The following is a 19,873-nucleotide window of genomic DNA, read 5'->3' on the forward strand; positions in this document are numbered from 1 at the left end:
GACTCACCGCGCGAAACCCGCTTCCACGGAGATAGCGCATCTTTCAGTCTATGCACAACTCCTGTGGGAGCGGGTTCACCCGCGAAAGGGCCGGTGCAGCCAAACAAACCTCAGCGCATCAAACCCAGCTCGGCATCATCCAACAGCGCCTTGGCCATTGCTGCGAAGTAGTGCGAAGCCCACATCATTTGCTGGTCCCCATCCATCAAACCGGTAAGCGACAAGTCCCGCGCATAGCCCATCAGTTCCGAGGCCTGCTCACGGGCGCTACGACAGGGGATGCCCTCGGCAATGCGGAACAGTGGATGGGTTTGGCCGTCGCCTTGGTAGAAGTAGGTAACGCCAGGGGTGGTTTTGGTTTCGTCGTTCATGAGTTCGGCACCATGGAGATATGTGCCACCCATCCGTTTCCACACATAGGGGTGACAGCTGCACACGGGGTGGAAAACCAGGCATGGTGCGAACCCGGTAGGCCCAAAGGCCTCCCGCGTACAGCTGTCGTAACGACACGCACCATAGGTCTTGCCAGGTTTCCACACCCGATCGCTGAACCGTCAGCGACTGGAAAAGCCTAGAGCGCGGGATTTGCAGGAACAATCAGACGCGTGTCGACAGAGGTTGTAGGGTATTTCGCAGGGGATGGAGTTGCCAGTGCTGAAGCGTAGGAAGAGTCTGGCATTGTTGTAGGTGTGCAGGTGCGGTCAGGGCATGTCCTGGGGGCCGCTTGCGGCCCTTCGCGGGCACGCCCGCTCCCACAGCGATCGCACATTGCCTGAATTCAGCGCCAAACCTGTGGGAGCGGGCGTGCCCGCGAAGGGCTGCAAAGCAGCCCCAACAAAGCCTGCGGAAACGAAAACCTCTAAAGCGACCGTCGCGTCTGCAGAACATTCGATGCCATCTGCACCTGCGCAATAGCCATGTTCAAACTCAACTCGAACCGGCTCCCCAACCCCCGCGTCGACTCATGCGACAACCGTGCCCCCAGCAATTCCCCCATCTGCCGGCAGATCGACAAACCAATCCCCAGCCCGCCATAACGCCGGGTCATCGAGCCATCGACCTGGAAGAAGCGCTGGTACAGGGTCGCCTGGTCGAGGTCATCGAAGCCGATACCACTGTCGCTGACCATGAAGGTCAGCGCCAGATCGTCAGGCCCCACCCGGCGCCCGCGCACCTGGATCATCACCCCGCCCTGGTGGGTGAACTTCAAACCGTTGTCCACCAGGCACCCCAGGCAGCGGGCCAGCTTCTGAGCATCGCCCAGCAACCCGTCCGGCACATCGGCCGGGATGTCCAGGCTCAGGTACAAGCCTTTGCCCAAAGCCTGCCCGGCATAACCGGCACGCACGCCCTGCAGCAGGTCACGCAGGCTGAATGGCGCCGGCTGCGCGCGCAGGCGGCCGGCCTGCAGTTCGGACAGGGTAAGAATGGCATCGACCATATCCATCATGCCCTGGGCCGAGCCCACCGCAGTGCGGTGGTACTGGGCCATCTCGGCCTCCATCGGCAGGGTATGCATCAGCTCCAGCGAGCCGATCACACCATTCATCGGCGTGCGCAGCTCATGGGTCACGCTGGCCAGGAACTCGTCTTTCAGCCGGTTGCTCCTGGCCAGTTGCAGGTTCAGTTGTTCCAGCGTGCGCCCGGTGTCTCGCAAGGTCTGCGCCTGCTGCTCGCGCAGGCTGTTGATGCGGTCGGCCAGCGCCAGCGACAGCAAAGCCACCTCCAGCGCCGACCCCAGCTGGCTGGCATACATGGTGATGAACACGTTCGGCAGGTAGCCCAGCACCATCAGGGTGTTGACCAGGCCACCAAGCAGGAATGCCGTCCAGGCGATGATGAACCAGCGAGCCACGCGCAAGCCACGCCACCAGGCGTACAGCCCGGCAGCGAAGATGCTCACGGTAAACAGCAACGCCAGCACCGTGGCCATGCGCAGGGCGACGCCGTAGGGCATGCTCACCGCCAGCACCATGACCAGCGCGCCACCCAGCATCAGCAGTTGTAGCAGCCGGTCGAGACCACGGCTGATGCTGCCCAGTTGCAGGAAATGCCGGGCGAACTGGCAGCCGAACAGGCCAGCGGCACCGATGAACAACGGCGTCGAAGCATTCGCCCACCATGGGCTGTCCGGCCAGAAGTAGGCCACACCGGCGCCATTCACCGACACCTGGTAAAAGCCGAACGAGGCGATATAGAGGATGTAATAGAGGTAGCTGACGTCGCGCACGCTGAGGTAGATGAACAGGTTGTACACCAGCATCACCAACAGCACGCCGTAGATCATCCCCAGCACATACAGGCGCGTGGGCTGCTCCTCCATGTAGGCCTGGGCGGACCACAGCGCCAGCGGCGCCTGCACCGAACCCTGGCTGTGCAGGCGCAGGTAGGCAGTGGTCACCTGGCCAGGCGGCAGCTGCAGTTCGAACAGGTAGTTGTTCTGCAGGATCTGCCGGCTGTGGTAGGGCAAGGCGTCGCCGGTGCGCCGGGCCAGGCGGTAACTGCCACTGCTGTCGGGCAGGTACAGCTCGAGGTGGTCCAGCGGCGGATAGGCCAGTTCCAGCAGCCATTGCCGTGGGGCGGCGCCGGGCGCGGCGACAGGGCGCAGTTCGACCTTGAGCCAGAACACCGATGTGGAATAACCGGCGTTCAGCACGTCTTCGTGGTGGGGGCGAAAATGCTTGGCGAACCCAGGGGCACTGACCTGGGCGATGCTGGCGCTGCCATCGAGGTCTTCATAAACCTGCATGGCCTTGCCCAGCGGAAGATGCCGCGTAGCGTCGTCGAAATCGACTGCCCCGGCCAGCACGGGCAGCAAGCCCAGAAGCACAATCAGCAAATAGCGCATACAGCCCCAGCATGGCCTGTCCGGTCGAGTCGCGGTTGCCTCCCATCCGTTTGAGACGACACGATCCGGCAGAACCCGTTTGTAGAGTTATCCGAGCACTCTAGCATAGCTTCGCAACCTGGCAATCGACCATATCAAATCACAAAGAAAAGGCTCTAAATCAATGCTTTCAGAAATTAAACCAGCAAAAAACTGACCTTATGATCAACAAAACTCATTTGTAGGACGATCCGCCCAAACAGGATTGGTGGTAAGCTCGCCGACCATGAATACCTACAGCTCCCGCCCCGTTGTCCTCTGTCTCTCCGGCCACGACCCCAGTGGCGGCGCCGGCCTGCAGGCAGATATCGAAGCCCTGATCGCCCAAGGCTGTCACGCAGCACCCGCAGTGACCGCCCTGACCGTGCAGGATACCGTCAACGTTTCCGACTTCCGCGTGCTCGACCGCGAGTGGGTGCTGGCCCAGGCCAACGCCGTGCTGGCCGACTCCACGGTGGCCGCCGTCAAGCTCGGCATGCTCGGTTCGATCGAAATGGTCGACACCGTCGCCGAACTGCTGGCCGCCCACCCGCACCTGCCACTGGTCTGCGACCCGGTGCTGCGTGCCGGTGGTGGTGGCCGCCTGGGCAAGGACGAAGTGGGCTACGCCCTGCGCGAACGCCTGCTGCCGCTGGCGACCATCGCCACACCGAACCTGCCCGAAGCCCGCATCCTTGCCGAACTGCCCGAAGGCACCGCCGACGAGTGTGCCGAGAAACTGTTGCCGTTCTGTAGACACCTGCTGATTACCGGCGGTCACGGCGACGAAGACGAAATTCACAACCGCCTGTACAGCCGCGACGGCCAGCACCACACCTGGACCTGCCAGCGCCTGCCGGGCAGCTACCACGGCTCGGGCTGCACCCTGGCCAGCGCCCTCGCCGGCCGCCTGGCCCTCGGCGAGCAGCTGGAAAGCGCCGTCCGCAGCGCCCTGGACTACACCTGGCGCACCCTGCGTGACGCCGAACAGCTGGGCAAGGGCCAGTTCGTGCCGCGCCGCCTGCCGCTGGATTTCTGCTCCTGACACGAGGCCTCCAATGAAGCTACGCGGTCTGTACGCCATCACCGACAGCCAGCTGCTCGCTGGCCGTTTCCTGTCCCATGTCGAGGCGGCACTGGAAGGCGGCGTGTGCCTGCTGCAGTACCGCGACAAAAGTGACGACGCGGCGCGCCGCCTGCGTGAAGCCGAAGGGCTGCTGAAGCTATGCGAGCGCTACGGCACCCAGTTGCTCATCAACGACGACGCCGAACTGGCCGCGCGCCTGGGCGTCGGCGTGCACCTGGGCCAGACCGACGGCCCGCTGACCCCGGCCCGCGCATTGCTCGGCCGCCAGGCGATCATCGGTTCCACCTGCCACGCCAGCCTCGAACTGGCCGCCCAGGCTGCCAGCGAAGGCGCCAGCTACGTGGCCTTTGGCCGCTTCTTCAATTCCGTCACCAAGCCGGGTGCACCCGCTGCCAACATCGAACTGCTGGAGCAGGCCCGCGCCCAGGTGAAACTGCCGATCGCGGTGATCGGCGGCATTACCCTCGACAACGCCGCCCCGCTGGTCGCCCATGGCGCCGACCTGCTGGCGGTGATCCACGGCCTGTTCGGTGCCGACAGCGCGCAGGAAGTCACCCGCCGCGCCCGCGCCTTCAACGCCTTGTTCGCATCCTGATTCGAGAGATCCTCCCATGTCCCGTTCCGAAGCCCTGTTCGCCCAAGCCCAGAAGCACATCCCCGGTGGCGTCAACTCGCCGGTCCGCGCTTTCAAGAGCGTTGGCGGCACGCCGCTGTTCTTCAAGCATGCCGAAGGCGCCTACGTCGTTGACGAGGATGACAAGCGCTACGTCGACTACGTCGGCTCCTGGGGCCCGATGATCCTCGGCCACGGCCACCCGGAGGTACTGGACTCGGTACGCAGGCAGCTGGAGCACGGCCTGTCCTATGGTGCCCCGACCGCCATGGAAACCGAGATGGCCGACCTGGTCTGCTCGCTGGTGCCGTCCATGGAGATGGTGCGCATGGTCAGCTCGGGCACCGAAGCCACCATGAGCGCCATCCGCCTGGCCCGTGGCTACACCGGCCGTGACGCCATCATCAAGTTCGAAGGCTGCTACCACGGCCACTCCGACAGCCTGCTGGTAAAAGCCGGCTCCGGCCTGCTGACCCAGGGCGTGCCGAGCTCGGCGGGCGTGCCGGCGGACTTCGCCAAGCACACCCTGACCCTGCCGTTCAACGACATCGCCGCCGTCGAGAAAACCCTGGCCGAAGTCGGCCAGACCGTAGCCTGCATCATCGTCGAGCCGGTAGCCGGCAACATGAACTGCGTACCGCCGGCGCCAGGCTTCCTCGAAGGCCTGCGCGAGCAGTGCGACAAGCACGGCGTGGTGTTGATCTTCGACGAAGTGATGACCGGTTTCCGCGTTTCGCTCGGCGGCGCCCAGGGCCACTACGGCATCAAGCCGGACCTGTCGACCTTCGGCAAGATCGTCGGTGGCGGCATGCCGGTCGGCTGCTTCGGCGGCAAGCGTGAAATCATGGGCTGCATCGCCCCGCTCGGCCCGGTCTACCAGGCCGGTACCCTGTCGGGTAACCCGCTGGCCATGGCCGCCGGCCTGACCACCCTGAAGCTGATCAGCCGCCCGGGCTTCCACGCCGAGCTGACCGACTACACCAGCCGCATGCTCGACGGCCTGCAACAGCGCGCCGATGCTGCTGGCGTACCGTTCGTCACCACCCAGGCCGGTGCCATGTTCGGCCTGTACTTCAGCGGTGCCGACGACATCGTCACCTTCGAAGACGTGATGGCCAGCGATGCCGAGCGCTTCAAGCGCTTCTTCCACCTGATGCTCGATGGTGGCGTGTACCTGGCGCCGAGCGCATTCGAGGCAGGCTTCACCTCCATCGCCCATGGCGACAAGGAGCTGCAGATCACCCTGGATGCGGCTGAAAAGGCTTTTGCATCGCTGAAGTAATGCAGTGTCTGTACCGGCCCTTTCGCGGGTGAACCCGCTCCCACAGGGACTGCGCACCCGTGAAAGCGGTGCGGTCCCTGTGGGAGCGGGTTCACCCGCGAAGAGGCCGGTACAGGCAACAAATACCCATGCACAATCAGCTGACTTCCCCAACCAAGCAGAAATTCGAGTAAAACTTTGTAAGGTTGGCGCTGCTTATCCCATAATGTGCCACCAGAGACATTGGCCGCAGCTTTGCAGAGGTAAGTCGATCCCCATGAACCGCACCGGCCGCGCCCTGACCCTGGGCTGCCTGTTGCTTCTTCAGCCCCTGCTGGCCCTGGCGGAGGGCGGTAACTCGTTGCTCATTCCGGCGACGGGCCGCTGCACCTTGAATGTCCAGCCTGAAGATCTGGCAAACGCCCTCAAGGCTTGTGAGCAGACGGCAACAGCGGGGGATGCCCAGGCGCAATTCGAACTGGGCGAGTACTACTACACGCAAACGCCGAAAAACCTGGGCAAAGCCCTGAACTGGTTCGAAAAGGCCTCGCTGCAAGGCCATGCAGAGGCCCAGTACCGCCTGGGCGCCATGTTCTTCCGTGGCGAAGGGGTCAAGGCCAACAATGTGCAGGCCTACATCCTGCTGAAGATGGCCGCGGTCAACGGCGCCGAGGATGCGCTGGACATGGCCGACGAAGTGACCGAGCAAATGCCTCGCGACGAACTGGAGCATGCCACCCAGGTGCTCGGCCAGATCTTCCGCAAGTACCTGCTGGAACTGCAGAACGCCGAAGGGCGCACGCCGTTCTCGCCACTCCCCTGAGGGTTACTTTTCCGGCATCGGCATGGGGAACGGCATCACGTTGCCGCCGCCCTTGGCTTCGCTGATCTTCGCCGTGCCCAGGCGCTCCACCTCGTCGATGCGCACGATCGAGTGCATCGGCACGAAGCTGCGGATCACCCCATCGAACTGGCTCTTGAGCTTCTCCTCGCTCGGGTCCACCACCAGCTGCGAACGCTCGCCGAACACGAACTCCTCGATTTCCAGGAACCCCCACAGGTCGCTCTGGTAGATCTGCTTGGCATACATCTCGAAGACCTGCCCCTGGTTGAGGAAGATCACTTTATAGATGGCAGGTTCGCGTTTGCTCATGTTCGTCGGGATAACACATGCGTAAGAAAAGGCGGGCATCATAGCAGACAGGTTTGCTGATCTGTGTTGCCTGTCCCGGCCTCATCGCCGGCAAGCCAGCTCCCACAGGTACTGCGCAAGCTTCAGGCCTGTGCAGTATCTGTGGGAGCCCGGCTTGCCGGCGATAGGGCCGGAACAGGCCATACATACCGTTGAACGTTTCAGTGCTTTCGCCACTGCCATTCAAGGGTTATTCTTGAGTTCACATCCATTGCCGTCGAGCGGCTAAAAACGACCTTGAACGCACCCATACAACCCCATCGTTTCATCCTCGAACCTTTCGAGGCCCACCGTTTCGCCAACTTGTGCGGCCAGTTCGACGAGCACCTGCGCCTGATCGAACAGCGCCTGGCCATCGAGATCCGCAACCGCGGCAATCAGTTCGAGCTGATCGGCGAACCCAAGACCACCTCCGCTGCCGAACAGCTGCTGCGCCGTCTCTACCGCGAGACCAAGGCCAGCGACCTGTCGCCGGAAACCGTGCACCTGTACCTGCAGGAATCGACCGTCGAGAACATCGACAACCCGGCCGTCACCGAGGTCAGCGTGTCGCTGCGCACGCGCAAGGGCAACATCCGCCCGCGCGGGGTCAACCAGCAACGCTACGTCAAGGAAATCCTGGCCAACGACATCAACTTCGGCATCGGCCCGGCTGGTACCGGCAAGACCTACCTGGCCGTGGCCTGCGCCGTGGACGCGCTCGAACGCGAACAGGTGCGCCGTATCCTGCTGGTGCGCCCGGCGGTCGAGGCGGGCGAAAAGCTCGGCTTCCTGCCCGGCGACCTGGCCCAGAAGATCGACCCGTACCTGCGCCCGCTGTACGACGCCCTGTACGAAATGCTCGGCTTCGAACACGTGGCCAAGCTGATCGAACGCCAGGTGATCGAGATCGCCCCGCTGGCCTACATGCGTGGCCGCACCCTGAACAACAGCTTCATCATCCTCGACGAGAGCCAGAACACCACGCTGGAACAGATGAAGATGTTCCTCACCCGTATCGGCTTCGGCTCCACTGCGGTCATCACCGGTGACATCACCCAGGTCGACCTGCCCCGTGGCACCAAGTCGGGCCTGGCGCACGTCATCGAGGTGCTGAGGGACGTCCCGGGGATCAGTTTCACCCACTTCCAACCCAAAGATGTGGTTCGTCACCCACTGGTGCAGCGCATTGTCGAGGCCTACGACCGCTTCGATGCCCGCCAGGCCAAGCCCGAGGCGCCCGGCAAAGATGCTTGAACTCGATATTCAACGGGCCACGGATGCTGCCGCCCCGGATGACACCGCCTTTCGCCGCTGGTGCGAACTGGCCCTGCGCCAGCGCAGCGCCGATTCGGAAATGACCATTCGCCTGGTCGACGAAGTCGAAGGCCGCGAGCTGAACCACACCTACCGGCACAAGGACTACGCGACCAATGTGCTGTCGTTCCCGGCCGACGTTCCCGACGACCTGCTCGATATCCCGCTGCTGGGCGACCTGGTGATCTGCGTGCCGGTGGTCGAGCGCGAAGCCGCCGAACAGGGCAAGTCGCTGGAAGCGCACTGGGCACACCTGGTCATCCACGGTTGCCTGCATCTGCTCGGCTACGACCACATCGAGGATGAGGAAGCCGAGGAAATGGAAGGCCTGGAACGGGAATTGCTGGCAGAACTGGGTCATCCCGACCCGTACGCCGACGATGAAACCGACACCATCACACACTGATACACGAAGGATCACGAGAACCGCCATGAGCGAAGATCGATCGAGCAACGGGCAGAAGTCCTGGCTGGGTAAACTGACCCAGGCTTTTGCCCATGAGCCGAAAAACCGCCAGCAACTCCTTGAACTGCTGCGCGAAGCCCATCAGAACAAACTGCTGGACAGCGAAGCGCTGACCATCGTCGAAGGCGCCATCCAGGTGGCCGACCTGCAGGTTCGCGACATCATGGTGCCGCGTTCGCAGATGATCAGCATCAAGGCCAGCCAGTCGCCGCGCGAGTTCCTGCCGGCAGTGATCGACGCCGCGCATTCGCGCTACCCGGTGATCGGCGAAAGCCACGACGATGTGCTCGGGATCCTGCTCGCCAAGGACCTGCTGCCGCTGATCCTCAAGGAGAACGGCGACAGCTTCAACATCAAGGACCTGCTGCGCCCGGCCACTTTCGTGCCCGAGTCCAAGCGCCTGAACGTGCTGCTGCGCGAGTTCCGCGCCAACCATAACCACATGGCCATCGTCATCGACGAGTACGGCGGCGTGGCCGGCCTGGTCACCATCGAGGACGTGCTGGAGCAGATCGTCGGCGACATCGAGGACGAGCACGATGTCGAGGAAGACAGCTACATCAAGCCGCTGCCCAGCGGTGACTTCCTGGTCAAGGCGCTTACCCCGATCGAGAACTTCAACGAGTTCTTCGACAGCGAATTCTCCGATGACGAGTTCGACACGGTCGGCGGCCTGGTGATGAGCGCCTTCGGTCACCTGCCCAAGCGCAACGAAACCACCGAGATCGGCCCTTACAAGTTCCGTATTCTCAATGCCGACAGCCGGCGGATACACTTGCTGCGCCTGACACCGATCACCCGTTAAGGACAAACATGCGTTGGATCACCCGCCCCGGCTGGCCCGGTAACCTGCTGGCCCTGGCGGCCGGTGCCTCCACCCTCCTGGCCCTGGCGCCGTTCGACATCTGGCCCCTCGCCGTGTTGTCCATCGCCCTGCTCTACCTTGGCCTGCGCGAGCTCAGCCCGCGCCAGGCCATGTGGCGTGGCTGGTGGTTCGGCTTCGGCCTGTACGGTGCCGGCACCTGGTGGATCTACGTCAGCATGAACACCTACGGCGGCGCCTCGCCGCTGCTGGCGATCCTGCTGCTGCTGGCGTTCTTCGCCGCCCTGGCCTGGTTCTTCGCCCTGCCCACCTGGCTTTGGGCACGCTGGTTGCGGCGTACCGAGGCGCCACTGGCCGACGCCTTGTGCTTCGCCGCCCTGTGGCTGCTGCAAGAGGCCTTCCGCGGCTGGTTCCTGACCGGTTTCCCCTGGCTCTACGCCGGCTACAGCCAGCTGGACGGCCCGCTGGCCGGCCTGGCACCGCTGGGCGGCGTGTGGCTGATTTCCTTCACCCTGGCCCTGACCGCTGCCCTGCTGTGCAACCTGCACCGCCTGCGCGCCCGCCCCTCGTTCCTGGCGGTGGGTTGCCTGCTGTTGCTGGCCCCGTGGGTGCTGGGCCTGGCGCTCAAGGGCCATGCCTGGACCAAGCCGGCGGGCGACCCGCTGAAAGTGGCGGCCATCCAGGGCAATGTCGAGCAGGACCTGAAATGGGACCCGGCACACATCGACGCGCAACTGGCGCTGTACCGTGACCTGAGCTTCAGCTCCAGGCCGGTGGACCTGCTGGTGTGGCCGGAAACCGCGGTCCCGGTGCTCAAGGACCAGGCCCAGGGCTACATCGATGTGATGGGCCGGTTCGCCGCCGAACGGCATTCGGCGCTGATCACCGGCGTGCCGGTGCGTGAAGTGGTGCACCACCAGCGCCGCTACTACAACGGCATCACCGTCACCGGTGAAGGCGATGGCACCTACCTCAAGCAGAAGCTGGTGCCGTTTGGCGAGTATGTGCCGCTGCAGGACATGCTGCGCGGCCTGATCGAGTTCTTCAACCTGCCCATGTCGGACTTCGCCCGCGGGCCGGAAGACCAGCCGCTGCTGCAGGCCAAGGGCTACCAGATTGCGCCTTACATCTGTTACGAGGTGGTCTACCCCGAATTCGCCGCTGGCCTGGCGGCCCGCAGCGACCTGCTGCTGACCATCAGCAACGACACCTGGTTCGGCACCTCGATCGGCCCGTTGCAGCACCTGCAGATGGCGCAGATGCGCGCGCTGGAAGCCGGCCGCTGGATGATCCGCGCCACCAACAACGGCGTGACCGCGCTGATCGACCCGTTTGGCCGCATTACCACGCAGGTACCGCAGTTCCAGCAGGCGGTGCTGTATGGCGAGGTGGTGCCGATGCAGAAACTGACGCCGTACCTGCAATGGCGGTCGTGGCCGCTGGCGATAGTCTGCGCATTGCTGCTGGGTTGGGCGTTGCTGGCCGGGCGCATTGCCAAGACCGTTTGAGTTTTCCTGTACCGGCCTCTTCGCGGGTAAACCCGCTCCCACAGGGACCGCACAAGCCCATGGCCTGCGGTATACCTGTGGGAGCGGGTTCACCCGCGAAGAGGCCGGCACAGGCAACACAAGGCTCAGTAGAACAGCCGATACCCCACCAGCCCGGCCACTTCATTGAGCAACTGCCCGCTCTGCCACATCGCCCGGCTCTCCGGCAGCAACCCGCCGAACGGCCGCGCATGATCGCGCCCGAGGAACCCGACCGGCGCCGGCACCACCTCGAACCCCGCCTGCTCGAAGCTCCAGCGCGAGCGCTGCATGTGCCACGCCTGGGTCACCACGACCACCCGGCGAATCCCCAACGGCTGCAGTACCTTGGCCGTCAGCCGGGCATTCTCCCAGGTCGTGCGGCTGCCCTCCTCCCGCCATTTCACCTCGACACCGAAATCTTCACGCAGGCGATCAGCCATCAACTGCGCCTCGCTCGGCGGCGAGCCATAGTGCAACCCGCCACTGGTCAGCACCGGCAAGCCCGAAGCCTTGGACAGCCGCGCGGCGAAGCGCATGCGCTCCAGCGCCGTGGCCGTGGGCTGGTCGCTACCACCCCAGGCCGGATCACCCCGCTCACGCCCCGCGCCCAGCACCACGATGGCATCCGCCCGGCTTGCCAGGCCGGCCCAATCGCTTACCGCCAGCGGCGCTTCCGTCTCCAGCGCACGGGCGGTTTCCTGCACCACCAGCGGCAGGCTCATCAGCCACAGGCCACCAAGGCCCACGGCAAAACACAGCGCTGCCAGCCTGGGCCGGCGACGGCGCAGCCACCACGCCACAAGCAGCAGCAGGAACAGGACGCCTGGCGGCATCAGCCATTGTTTGACGAAGTATCGGATCGGCATTGGCCACACCTCCTTGGCAGGCGTGCAGCCTAGAAGGATCGACGCCGGTCAACAAGGGTGCGGCCGGCGCCGATCGTGAGCTGTGCAAATTTTGAAGAACCGGCGCGCGATAGCCTGCGCCTGGCGTCCTGAACGGCTAGCGATGTGGCAGCGTCCTGGATCTCGCCGTGCTGGCGGGGCGTTTCTTGTCCTTGAGCCAGATGATCTTGGCCGATGTCGGCTCCGCTTGTGGGTAACTGCCGACACAGGCATTGTGGCGCTCCGGGAGGGAATCCAGGTAGGCCTTGATCAGTTCGAACTCTGCGTGGCTCAAGCCACGCAACTCCAGCTCGGCTGGCATTTCGTCGCGCAATCGCACCGAGGTCCTGGCCACTTCCAGCGCCAGGCCAAGCCGGTCGATCAGGCGTTCGTATAGCTCCGGTCTGATTGCGGGTAGCTGCGTCTCTCCCATCCGTTCACCTCATTGAAGATAAGAATATCTCCCCCCACACCTGAGCTTAGCGTCGCTGCAAAAAGCAGCCGTGTGCCGCGACCAGCGGGCATTCGCAACGAAGGTTTCCCACGATGCGCGGCGCTGCTGTATGCTACGGCGTTCACTCTAAACGACACCGGAGTGCCGGACGCAGCGAGGTTCCGCTGCCTGGAACAAGGTCTCTTCTCTCTCAGCAAAAAGTAGCCATGCACGAACAATACACGCCCCGTGATATCGAAGCCGCCGCCCAGAAGTTCTGGGACGAGCAACAATCGTTCGCTGTTACCGAACAGCCAGGCAAGGACACCTACTACTGCCTGTCGATGTTCCCGTACCCGAGCGGCAAGCTACACATGGGCCACGTGCGCAACTACACCATCGGTGACGTGATTGCCCGCTACCAGCGCATGCTGGGCAAGAACGTCCTGCAGCCGATGGGCTGGGACGCATTCGGCATGCCCGCGGAAAACGCGGCGATGAAGAACAACGTCGCCCCGGCCAAGTGGACGTACGAAAACATCGACTACATGAAGACCCAGCTCAAGAGCCTGGGCCTGGCCATCGACTGGGCACGTGAAGTCACCACCTGCAAGCCCGACTACTACCGTTGGGAGCAGTGGCTGTTCACCCGCCTGTTCGAGAAAGGCATCATCTACCGCAAGAACGGTACCGTGAATTGGGACCCGGCGGACCAGACCGTACTGGCCAACGAGCAGGTCATCGACGGCCGTGGCTGGCGTTCGGGCGCGCTGATCGAGAAGCGCGAAATCCCGATGTACTACTTCCGCATCACCGACTACGCCGACGAGTTGCTGGAAAGCCTCGACGAGCTGCCGGGCTGGCCTGAGCAGGTCAAGACCATGCAGCGCAACTGGATCGGCAAGTCGCGCGGCATGGAAGTGCAGTTCCCGTTCGACCTGGCCAGCATCGGCCACGAAGGCACCCTCAAGGTCTTCACCACCCGTCCCGACACGCTGATGGGCGCCACCTACGTCGCCGTCGCCGCCGAACACCCGCTGGCCACCCAGGCCGCCCAGGGCAACCCGGCGCTGCAGGCGTTCATCGACGAGTGCAAGAGCGGCAGCGTTGCCGAAGCCGACATGGCCACCCAGGAGAAGAAGGGCATGGCCACTTCCCTGCTGGTCGAGCACCCGCTGACCGGCGAGAAGCTGCCGGTATGGGTCGCCAACTACGTGCTGATGCACTACGGCGATGGCGCCGTCATGGCCGTGCCGGCACACGATGAGCGCGACTTCGAGTTCGCCCACAAGTACAACCTGCCGGTCAAGGCCGTGGTGCGCACCAGCGCTGGCGACGAAGTCGGCAACGAGTGGCTGGCCGCCTATGGCGAGCACGGCCAGCTGATCAACTCCGGCGAGTTCGACGGCCTGGACTTCGCCGGTGCCTTCGACGCCATCGAAGCCGCCCTGATCCGCAAGGAGCTGGGCAAATCGCGTACCCAGTTCCGCTTGCGCGACTGGGGTATCAGCCGCCAGCGCTACTGGGGCTGCCCGATCCCGATCATCCACTGCCCATCCTGCGGCGACGTACCGGTGCCGGAAGACCAGCTGCCGGTCACCCTGCCGGAGAACGTGGTGCCGGACGGTGCCGGTTCGCCACTGGCGCGCATGCCTGAATTCTACGAGTGCAGCTGCCCGAAATGCGGCACCGCGGCCAAGCGCGAAACCGACACCATGGACACCTTCGTCGAGTCGTCCTGGTACTTCGCCCGCTACGCCTCGCCGAACTACGAAGGTGGCATGGTCGACCCGAAAGCGGCCAACCACTGGCTGCCGGTCGACCAGTACATCGGCGGTATCGAGCACGCCATCCTGCACCTGCTGTACGCGCGCTTCTTCCACAAGCTGATGCGTGACGAAGGCCTGGTCACCTCGAACGAGCCGTTCAAGAACCTGCTGACCCAGGGCATGGTGGTCGCCGAAACCTACTACCGTGTGGCCAGCAACGGCGGCAAGGACTGGTTCAACCCGGCCGATGTTGAAGTCGAGCGCGATGCCAAGGCCAAGATCATTGGCGCCCGCCTGAAGACCGACGGCCTGCCGGTGGAAATCGGTGGCACCGAGAAGATGTCGAAGTCGAAGAACAACGGCGTCGACCCGCAATCGATGATCGACCAGTACGGCGCCGACACCTGCCGCCTGTTCATGATGTTCGCCTCGCCGCCCGACATGAGCCTGGAATGGTCCGACTCCGGCGTCGAAGGCGCCAGCCGCTTCCTGCGCCGCGTCTGGCGCCTGGCCCAGGCCCACGTGGCCCAAGGCCTGCCGGGCAAGCTGGATGTCGCCGCCCTGGACGACGCGCAGAAGGTCATCCGCCGCGCCATCCACGCCGCCATCAAGCAGGCCAGCACCGACGTAGGCCAGTTCCACAAGTTCAACACCGCCATCGCCCAGGTGATGACCGTGATGAACGTGCTGGAAAAGGCCCCGCAGGCCACTGAACAGGACCGCGCCCTGCTGCAGGAAGGCCTGGAGGCCGTCACCCTGCTGCTGGCACCGATCACCCCGCACATCTCCCACGAGCTGTGGCAACAGCTGGGCCACCAGCAGGCCGTCATCGACGCCAGCTGGCCAGCCGTCGACGAGGCAGCCCTGGTACAGGACACCGTCACCCTGGTGGTGCAGGTCAACGGCAAGCTGCGTGGCCAGGTCGAAATGCCGGCCGCCGCCAGCCGCGAAGAAATCGAAGCCGCCGCGCGCAGCAACGAGAACGTCCTGCGCTTCATCGATGGCCTGACCATCCGCAAGGTCATCGTGGTACCGGGCAAGCTGGTCAACATCGTCGCCAACTGATGGCAACGCCCGCCCGCAGCCACTGCGGGCGGGCGAACAGGCCCACAAGGGAGCAACAACATGATCAAACGCAATTTGCTGGTAATTGGCCTGGCGGTCATGCTCAGCGCCTGCGGTTTCCAGCTGCGCGGCACCGGCTCTACCGAACTGAGCGTGAAGGAAATGGACGTCAGCGCACGCAACGCCTACGGCCCGACCGTGGTCCAGCTGCGTGAAGTACTGCAGCGTAGCGGTGTCAACGTGCACGCTGGCGCACCGTACCGCCTGGTGCTGACCAACGAGCAGGAGCGCGAGCGCTCGGCGACCTACAACAGCGGCAACCGTACCGCCGAGTACGAGCTGACCACCGTGCTGAACTACAGCATCCAGGGCCTGAACAACCTGGAGCTGATGAGCGACAAGCTGGAAGTGCGCAAGATCTACTTGCGTGACGGCTCGAACATCACCGGCTCCGAGCAGGAAGCCAGCCGCGCCCGCGAAGAAATGCGTCGAGACCTGGTCAACGCCATGGTCGTTCGCCTGCAGATGCTGACCCCGTCCCAGCTGGACGAGCTGCAGCGTCAAGCCGACGAGCGCGCCAAGGCCGAAGCCGCAGCACTGGAGGCTGCTCGCCGCCAGCAGGCCGAGACGCCTCAGCAGTCGCCACTGGAAGTACCGGGCAACTAAGCCCGAGCGGGGTGCCTTCGGGTGCCCCGCCTGTTTCCCATGAAGCTCGCCCCCGCCCAACTCAACAAGCACCTGCAAGGCGCCCTGGCACCGGTCTACGTGGTCAGCGGCGACGACCCGCTGCTGTGCCAGGAAGCCGCCGACGCCATCCGCAACGCCGCGCGCCAGCAGGGCTTCGACGAACGCCAGGTATTCAGTGCCGACGCCAACTTCGACTGGGGCACCCTGCTCCAGGCTGGCGCCAGCCTGTCCCTGTTCGCCCAGCGCCGCCTGCTGGAATTGCGCCTGCCCTCGGGCAAGCCCGGTGACAAGGGCGCTGCTGCGCTGATGGAATACTGCGCCAACCCCGCCGAAGACACCCTGCTGCTGGTCAGCCTGCCCAAGCTCGACGGCAGCGCACAGAAGACCAAGTGGGGCAAGGCGCTGATCGAAGGCGCCCACTGCCAGTTCATCCAGATCTGGCCGGTGGATGTGCACCAGCTGCCGCAGTGGATCAACCAGCGCCTGCAGCAGGCCGGCCTGTCGGCACAACGTGACGCCGTCGACCTGATCGCCGCACGCGTGGAAGGCAACCTGCTGGCTGCAGCGCAGGAAATCGAAAAGCTCAAGCTGCTTGCCGAAGGTAACCAGATCACCGTGGAGACCGTGCAGGCCGCCGTCGCCGACAGCGCCCGCTTCGATGTCTTCGGCCTGGTCGATGCCATTCTCAACGGCGAAGCCGCGCATGCCTTGCGCATGCTCGAAGGCTTGCGCGGTGAAGGCGTGGAGCCACCAGTGATTCTCTGGGCCCTGGCCCGTGAGCTGCGCCAGCTGGCCGGGCTGGCCCAGCAGTTCAGCCAGGGTGTACCGCTGGACAAGGCCTTCAGCCAGGCCCGCCCGCCGATCTGGGACAAACGCCGGCCACTGGTCAGCAAGGCCCTGCAGCGCCTGTCGGCGCAGCGCTGGGCGCAGTTGCTGCAAGATGCCCAGCGTATCGATGCACAGATCAAAGGCCAGGCCGAGGGCTCGCCCTGGACAGGCCTGGCGCGCTTGTCGCTGCTGATGGCCGGCCAGCGCCTGACACTGCCTCCCGAGTAACTGGGGCCGCTGTGGGAGCGGGCATGCCCGCGAATCAGGCGACGCGGTGGATGGCACCGGCTTCGCCGGTGTTCGCGGCGGTTCGACGCCTCGGCACGCCCGCTCCCACAGGGCTGCAATGCCCCCAAGATCTCGACCATATACACAATCAATTGGCCCCCACCCGCCCAGCGCCCTACAGTGCGCCCGAACCCACCCAACCCGGGAACCCCGCCATGAGCAAAAAGCCGAAAAAGCACGGCCCCAACAAGGCCAAGTCGATCATCGCCCAACCGCTGTTCCGCTGCCGCCAGGAACGGCCGAACAAGGGCAAAGGCAGCTACCGCCGCGAAGCCTTCCAATCGAGAGATTGGGAGGCTTCCTACTTTTTGGCAGCATGAAAGCATCGAAAGCGCAGGCATGGTATGGTCGTCACCTGACCTGCAATTCTGGATCTGTGAATGCTCCTCAGTCTTCTCCCCCGCTGGAAAACCCGTCAGCTGATCGCGGCCTCCAGTTTCATCCTGCTTGTGGCCTGCGCAGAAAAGCCCACTGCCGCCGATGCCCTGCCGCTGGCCCCCGCCCAGCCCGCCCCGGTGGTGACCCTGCCCGGCACGACGCCCGACACCAGCACTGAAATCCAGCCTCTGCAAACCTTCGCACAATGGCAAGCAGGCTTTCGCCAGCAAGCCCTGCAAGCCGGCATTTCGCAGGACACCTTCGACCGCGCCTTCCTCGGCATCACCCCCGACATGGATGTGATCAAGGCCGATCGCAGCCAGCCGGAGTTCACCCGCCCGGTATGGGAATACCTCGAAGGCGCCCTGTCGCCCCTGCGTGTGCGCAACGGCAAAAAGCTGCTGGAGCAGAACGCCGAACTGCTGACCCGCATCGAGCAACGCTATGGCGTCGATCGCCAGGTGCTGGTCGCGGTATGGGGCATGGAGAGCAACTTCGGTCAGTTCCAGGGCAACAAGTCGGTGATCCGCTCGCTGGCTACCCTGGCCTATGAGGGCCGCCGCCCGCAGTTCGCCCAGGACCAGCTGATCGCTGCGCTGCAGATCATCCAGCATGGCGACATCCAGCCTGAGGCCATGCGTGGCTCGTGGGCCGGCGCCATGGGCCAGACCCAGTTCATCCCGACCACCTACAACACCCATGCCGTGGACTTCGACGGCGATGGCCGCCGCGACATCTGGAACAGCACGCCAGACGCCCTGGCCTCGACCGCGCACTATCTGCAGAGCTCGGGCTGGAAACGTGGCCAGCCGTGGGGCTTCGAGGTACAGGTGCCGCCTGGCTTCGATTACTGGCAGGCCGATGGCGCCCTGCGCAAGCCGGTGAGCGAGTGGCTGGCGATGGGCGTGAAACTGCCTGCCGGTACCCAGCTGCCAGTGGGCAGCAACCAGCTGTCTGCCGCCCTGGTGCTGCCAGCGGGCGCGCGCGGCCCGGCGTTCCTGGTGCTGGACAACTTCCGCGCCATCCTCAAGTACAACAATTCGTCGTCCTACGCGCTGGCGGTAAGCCTGCTGGGTGATCGCTTCACGGGCTGGGGCTTCATTGCCGGCAGCTGGCCGAAAGAAGACCTGCCGCTCAGCCGCAGCGAGCGCATGGAGCTGCAGAACCTGCTGAACAGCAATGGGCACGAAGCCGGCAATGCCGATGGCATCATTGGCGCCAATACCCGCAAGGCGATCCGCAATGCCCAGCAGGGGTTGGGGTGGCCGGCGGATGGGTATCCGACGCACAAGCTGCTCGAGAGCCTGCGTCAGCAGTGAGCATTTTGGGGCCGCTGCGCGGCCCATCGCGACACAAGGCCGCTCCTACAAGCGATCGCGAACCATCGGGGTAACGCGGTCTCCTGTAGGAGCGGCCTTGTGTCGCGATGGGCTGCAAAGCAGCCCCGGCAATCTCAAGCCTGGAAAAGATCCTGCTCCAGCAGCAAGCTCTGCCGAGAGCTGTCCAGCATTACCCGAGCCCCCAGCGGCAAGCACACATTCGGGTCACAATGCCCACTGCGCCACCCGGCCAGCACCGGCACACCCAGCGGCGCGAAGATGTCCTCCAGCAGGGGCGTCAACGCCGCAGTGGTAATCCCGGCAAAGTCCCCCACCAGCACACCCTTCACCCCCTCCAGCTTGCCCGCCAGGCGCAGTTGGGTCAGCAAGCGATCCACCCGGTACAGCGGCTCGTTGACGTCCTCGATGAACAGGATGCAGCCCTGCGTATCCAGCTCGGCAATCGTCCCCAGGGTAGCGCCCAGCATCGACAGGTTGCCGCCCAGCAGCGGCCCGCTGGCCACCCCATGCAGCACGCTGCTCAAGGCGAAGTCAGCTGGGTGCACGATCTGTTCCCCTGCCCGCACATGCCCACCCAGCTGCGCCAGCAACGAAGTCTCGGTTGGCGGCAACTTTGCCCCCAGCAGGTCGGCATTGAGCATCCCGCCATGGAAGGTGAGCAGCCCGGTATGCCGGTAGATCGCCGTGTGCAGCGCGGTGATGTCGCTGTAGCCGATCAGCGGCTTGGGGTTGCGCCGGATCAGTTCGAAATCGAGCTGGTCGAGCAGGCGCATGCTGCCGTACCCCCCACGCATGCACAGAATGGCGTCGATGGCCGGGTCGGCAAAGGCATCATGCAGGTCCTGCAACCGCTGCCGGTCCGGCCCCGCCAGATAGCCCTGGGCCTGAAGGGCACCCGGGTAGATGCGGCAACTGTAGCCTCGATCAACGAACCACTGGTTGACCTTGTGCGTATCCAGCCGCGCCGCGCCCGCCGGGGCGACAATGGCAAAACAGGCATCACGCGGCAGCGCGGCGGGCAGGCTGGGTTGGAAGGTTTCGGCGCAATTCATCGCGGCTCCTTGCAGC

At 64.4% G+C, this 19,873-nt stretch carries 19 protein-coding genes; 13 read left to right on the top strand and 6 right to left on the bottom strand.

Features of this window, described 5'->3' with window-relative positions; all coding sequences use genetic code 11:
* Positions 1 to 110 precede the first annotated feature (110 nt).
* Together ABIB24_RS20735 and ABIB24_RS20740 are read right to left on the bottom strand one after the other, a co-directional pair.
* Complete coding sequence (locus tag ABIB24_RS20735; RefSeq protein WP_274078604.1) at positions 111 to 371, bottom strand: DUF3077 domain-containing protein; 261 nt, start codon at positions 369 to 371, stop codon at positions 111 to 113.
* Between the two features lie 488 nt (positions 372 to 859).
* Positions 860 to 2,848 carry a sensor histidine kinase gene (locus ABIB24_RS20740; protein ID WP_274078603.1) on the bottom strand — a complete coding sequence of 663 codons (1,989 nt, stop codon included), beginning with the start codon at positions 2,846 to 2,848 and terminating at the stop codon, positions 860 to 862.
* Positions 2,849 to 3,113: 265 nt separating this feature from the next.
* Here ABIB24_RS20740 and ABIB24_RS20745 point away from each other — a divergent pair, with 265 nt between their 5' ends.
* The 4 genes from ABIB24_RS20745 (at position 3,114) to ABIB24_RS20760 (ending at position 6,650) form a co-directional block, all read left to right on the top strand.
* On the top strand, positions 3,114 to 3,911 hold the full coding sequence (locus ABIB24_RS20745) for a hydroxymethylpyrimidine/phosphomethylpyrimidine kinase (protein ID WP_061550648.1): 798 nt from the start codon (positions 3,114 to 3,116) through the stop codon (positions 3,909 to 3,911).
* 13 nt (positions 3,912 to 3,924) lie between these two features.
* Positions 3,925 to 4,548 (top strand): thiamine phosphate synthase, encoded by a 624-nt coding sequence (gene thiE, locus ABIB24_RS20750; protein ID WP_025340753.1) that lies wholly within the window; start codon positions 3,925 to 3,927, stop codon positions 4,546 to 4,548.
* Between the two features lie 16 nt (positions 4,549 to 4,564).
* Positions 4,565 to 5,848 (top strand): glutamate-1-semialdehyde 2,1-aminomutase, encoded by a 1,284-nt coding sequence (hemL, locus tag ABIB24_RS20755; protein ID WP_025340754.1) that lies wholly within the window; start codon positions 4,565 to 4,567, stop codon positions 5,846 to 5,848.
* Between the two features lie 256 nt (positions 5,849 to 6,104).
* Positions 6,105 to 6,650, top strand: coding sequence for a tetratricopeptide repeat protein (locus tag ABIB24_RS20760; RefSeq protein ID WP_003257587.1), 546 nt, complete (start codon positions 6,105 to 6,107; stop codon positions 6,648 to 6,650).
* Positions 6,651 to 6,653: 3 nt separating this feature from the next.
* On the opposite strand, the gene ABIB24_RS20765 is transcribed toward ABIB24_RS20760, so the two are convergent.
* Positions 6,654 to 6,980, bottom strand: a complete 327-nt coding sequence (locus tag ABIB24_RS20765; RefSeq protein ID WP_013974341.1) for a DUF1820 family protein — start codon at positions 6,978 to 6,980, stop codon at positions 6,654 to 6,656.
* A gap of 276 nt (positions 6,981 to 7,256) precedes the next feature.
* On the opposite strand from ABIB24_RS20765, the gene ABIB24_RS20770 reads away from it, so the two are divergent.
* Genes ABIB24_RS20770 through lnt form a run of 4 tightly spaced genes read left to right on the top strand, consistent with a single transcriptional unit; the run spans position 7,257 to position 11,112 of the window.
* Positions 7,257 to 8,255 carry a PhoH family protein gene (locus tag ABIB24_RS20770; RefSeq protein ID WP_025340755.1) on the top strand — a complete coding sequence of 333 codons (999 nt, stop codon included), beginning with the start codon at positions 7,257 to 7,259 and terminating at the stop codon, positions 8,253 to 8,255.
* Entirely contained in the window at positions 8,248 to 8,721 is a 474-nt protein-coding gene (ybeY, locus tag ABIB24_RS20775; RefSeq protein WP_025340756.1) for an rRNA maturation RNase YbeY, read from the top strand. Before ABIB24_RS20770 ends, ybeY begins: the two co-directional genes overlap by 8 nt.
* Positions 8,722 to 8,746: 25 nt before the next feature.
* Entirely contained in the window at positions 8,747 to 9,586 is an 840-nt protein-coding gene (locus tag ABIB24_RS20780) for a CorC family transporter (RefSeq protein ID WP_003257584.1), read from the top strand.
* Between the two features lie 8 nt (positions 9,587 to 9,594).
* Positions 9,595 to 11,112, top strand: a complete 1,518-nt coding sequence (gene lnt / locus ABIB24_RS20785) for an apolipoprotein N-acyltransferase (RefSeq protein WP_025340757.1) — start codon at positions 9,595 to 9,597, stop codon at positions 11,110 to 11,112.
* A 125-nt stretch (positions 11,113 to 11,237) separates the two neighbouring features.
* Here the strand turns inward: lnt and ABIB24_RS20790 are convergent, their stop codons facing one another.
* Both ABIB24_RS20790 and ABIB24_RS20795 read right to left on the bottom strand, forming a co-directional pair.
* The gene (locus ABIB24_RS20790; protein WP_274078602.1) at positions 11,238 to 11,999 is read right to left on the bottom strand and encodes a YdcF family protein; all 762 of its coding nucleotides are present in this window, start codon (positions 11,997 to 11,999) and stop codon (positions 11,238 to 11,240) included.
* A 136-nt stretch (positions 12,000 to 12,135) separates the two neighbouring features.
* Positions 12,136 to 12,450, bottom strand: coding sequence for a hypothetical protein (locus ABIB24_RS20795; RefSeq protein ID WP_003257582.1), 315 nt, complete (start codon positions 12,448 to 12,450; stop codon positions 12,136 to 12,138).
* Between the two features lie 227 nt (positions 12,451 to 12,677).
* Between ABIB24_RS20795 and leuS the strand changes: the two genes are divergently transcribed.
* The 5 genes from leuS to ABIB24_RS20820 all read left to right on the top strand — a co-directional run bounded on the left by leuS (position 12,678) and on the right by ABIB24_RS20820 (position 18,784).
* On the top strand, positions 12,678 to 15,284 hold the full coding sequence (gene leuS / locus ABIB24_RS20800; RefSeq protein ID WP_274078601.1) for a leucine--tRNA ligase: 2,607 nt from the start codon (positions 12,678 to 12,680) through the stop codon (positions 15,282 to 15,284).
* 60 nt (positions 15,285 to 15,344) lie between these two features.
* Positions 15,345 to 15,950, top strand: a complete 606-nt coding sequence (locus ABIB24_RS20805) for an LPS-assembly lipoprotein LptE (RefSeq protein WP_137162479.1) — start codon at positions 15,345 to 15,347, stop codon at positions 15,948 to 15,950.
* A gap of 39 nt (positions 15,951 to 15,989) precedes the next feature.
* Positions 15,990 to 17,027 carry a DNA polymerase III subunit delta gene (gene holA, locus ABIB24_RS20810; protein ID WP_025340761.1) on the top strand — a complete coding sequence of 346 codons (1,038 nt, stop codon included), beginning with the start codon at positions 15,990 to 15,992 and terminating at the stop codon, positions 17,025 to 17,027.
* A 215-nt stretch (positions 17,028 to 17,242) separates the two neighbouring features.
* Positions 17,243 to 17,407: an alternative ribosome rescue factor ArfA gene (gene arfA, locus ABIB24_RS20815; protein ID WP_025340762.1), complete on the top strand. Its 165-nt coding sequence runs from the start codon at positions 17,243 to 17,245 to the stop codon at positions 17,405 to 17,407.
* Between the two features lie 60 nt (positions 17,408 to 17,467).
* The gene (locus ABIB24_RS20820) at positions 17,468 to 18,784 is read left to right on the top strand and encodes a lytic murein transglycosylase (RefSeq protein WP_274078600.1); all 1,317 of its coding nucleotides are present in this window, start codon (positions 17,468 to 17,470) and stop codon (positions 18,782 to 18,784) included.
* 134 nt (positions 18,785 to 18,918) lie between these two features.
* Here the strand turns inward: ABIB24_RS20820 and ABIB24_RS20825 are convergent, their stop codons facing one another.
* Positions 18,919 to 19,857 (bottom strand): S66 peptidase family protein, encoded by a 939-nt coding sequence (locus ABIB24_RS20825; protein WP_274078599.1) that lies wholly within the window; start codon positions 19,855 to 19,857, stop codon positions 18,919 to 18,921.
* Positions 19,858 to 19,873: the final 16 nt, after the last annotated feature.

Source organism: Pseudomonas sp. UYEF17 (assembly GCF_040546125.1).
Classification (GTDB): domain Bacteria; phylum Pseudomonadota; class Gammaproteobacteria; order Pseudomonadales; family Pseudomonadaceae; genus Aquipseudomonas; species Aquipseudomonas putida_Z.

Coding starts and splice junctions, on each gene's coding strand:
- ABIB24_RS20735 (WP_274078604.1), bottom strand. CDS start 371: ATGAACGACGAAACCAAAACCACCCCTGGCGTTACCTACTTCTACCAA.
- ABIB24_RS20740 (WP_274078603.1), bottom strand. CDS start 2,848: ATGCGCTATTTGCTGATTGTGCTTCTGGGCTTGCTGCCCGTGCTGGCC.
- ABIB24_RS20745 (WP_061550648.1), top strand. CDS start 3,114: ATGAATACCTACAGCTCCCGCCCCGTTGTCCTCTGTCTCTCCGGCCAC.
- thiE (WP_025340753.1), top strand. CDS start 3,925: ATGAAGCTACGCGGTCTGTACGCCATCACCGACAGCCAGCTGCTCGCT.
- hemL (WP_025340754.1), top strand. CDS start 4,565: ATGTCCCGTTCCGAAGCCCTGTTCGCCCAAGCCCAGAAGCACATCCCC.
- ABIB24_RS20760 (WP_003257587.1), top strand. CDS start 6,105: ATGAACCGCACCGGCCGCGCCCTGACCCTGGGCTGCCTGTTGCTTCTT.
- ABIB24_RS20765 (WP_013974341.1), bottom strand. CDS start 6,980: ATGAGCAAACGCGAACCTGCCATCTATAAAGTGATCTTCCTCAACCAG.
- ybeY (WP_025340756.1), top strand. CDS start 8,248: ATGCTTGAACTCGATATTCAACGGGCCACGGATGCTGCCGCCCCGGAT.
- ABIB24_RS20780 (WP_003257584.1), top strand. CDS start 8,747: ATGAGCGAAGATCGATCGAGCAACGGGCAGAAGTCCTGGCTGGGTAAA.
- lnt (WP_025340757.1), top strand. CDS start 9,595: ATGCGTTGGATCACCCGCCCCGGCTGGCCCGGTAACCTGCTGGCCCTG.
- ABIB24_RS20790 (WP_274078602.1), bottom strand. CDS start 11,999: ATGCCGATCCGATACTTCGTCAAACAATGGCTGATGCCGCCAGGCGTC.
- ABIB24_RS20795 (WP_003257582.1), bottom strand. CDS start 12,450: ATGGGAGAGACGCAGCTACCCGCAATCAGACCGGAGCTATACGAACGC.
- leuS (WP_274078601.1), top strand. CDS start 12,678: ATGCACGAACAATACACGCCCCGTGATATCGAAGCCGCCGCCCAGAAG.
- ABIB24_RS20805 (WP_137162479.1), top strand. CDS start 15,345: ATGATCAAACGCAATTTGCTGGTAATTGGCCTGGCGGTCATGCTCAGC.
- holA (WP_025340761.1), top strand. CDS start 15,990: ATGAAGCTCGCCCCCGCCCAACTCAACAAGCACCTGCAAGGCGCCCTG.
- arfA (WP_025340762.1), top strand. CDS start 17,243: ATGAGCAAAAAGCCGAAAAAGCACGGCCCCAACAAGGCCAAGTCGATC.
- ABIB24_RS20820 (WP_274078600.1), top strand. CDS start 17,468: ATGCTCCTCAGTCTTCTCCCCCGCTGGAAAACCCGTCAGCTGATCGCG.
- ABIB24_RS20825 (WP_274078599.1), bottom strand. CDS start 19,857: ATGAATTGCGCCGAAACCTTCCAACCCAGCCTGCCCGCCGCGCTGCCG.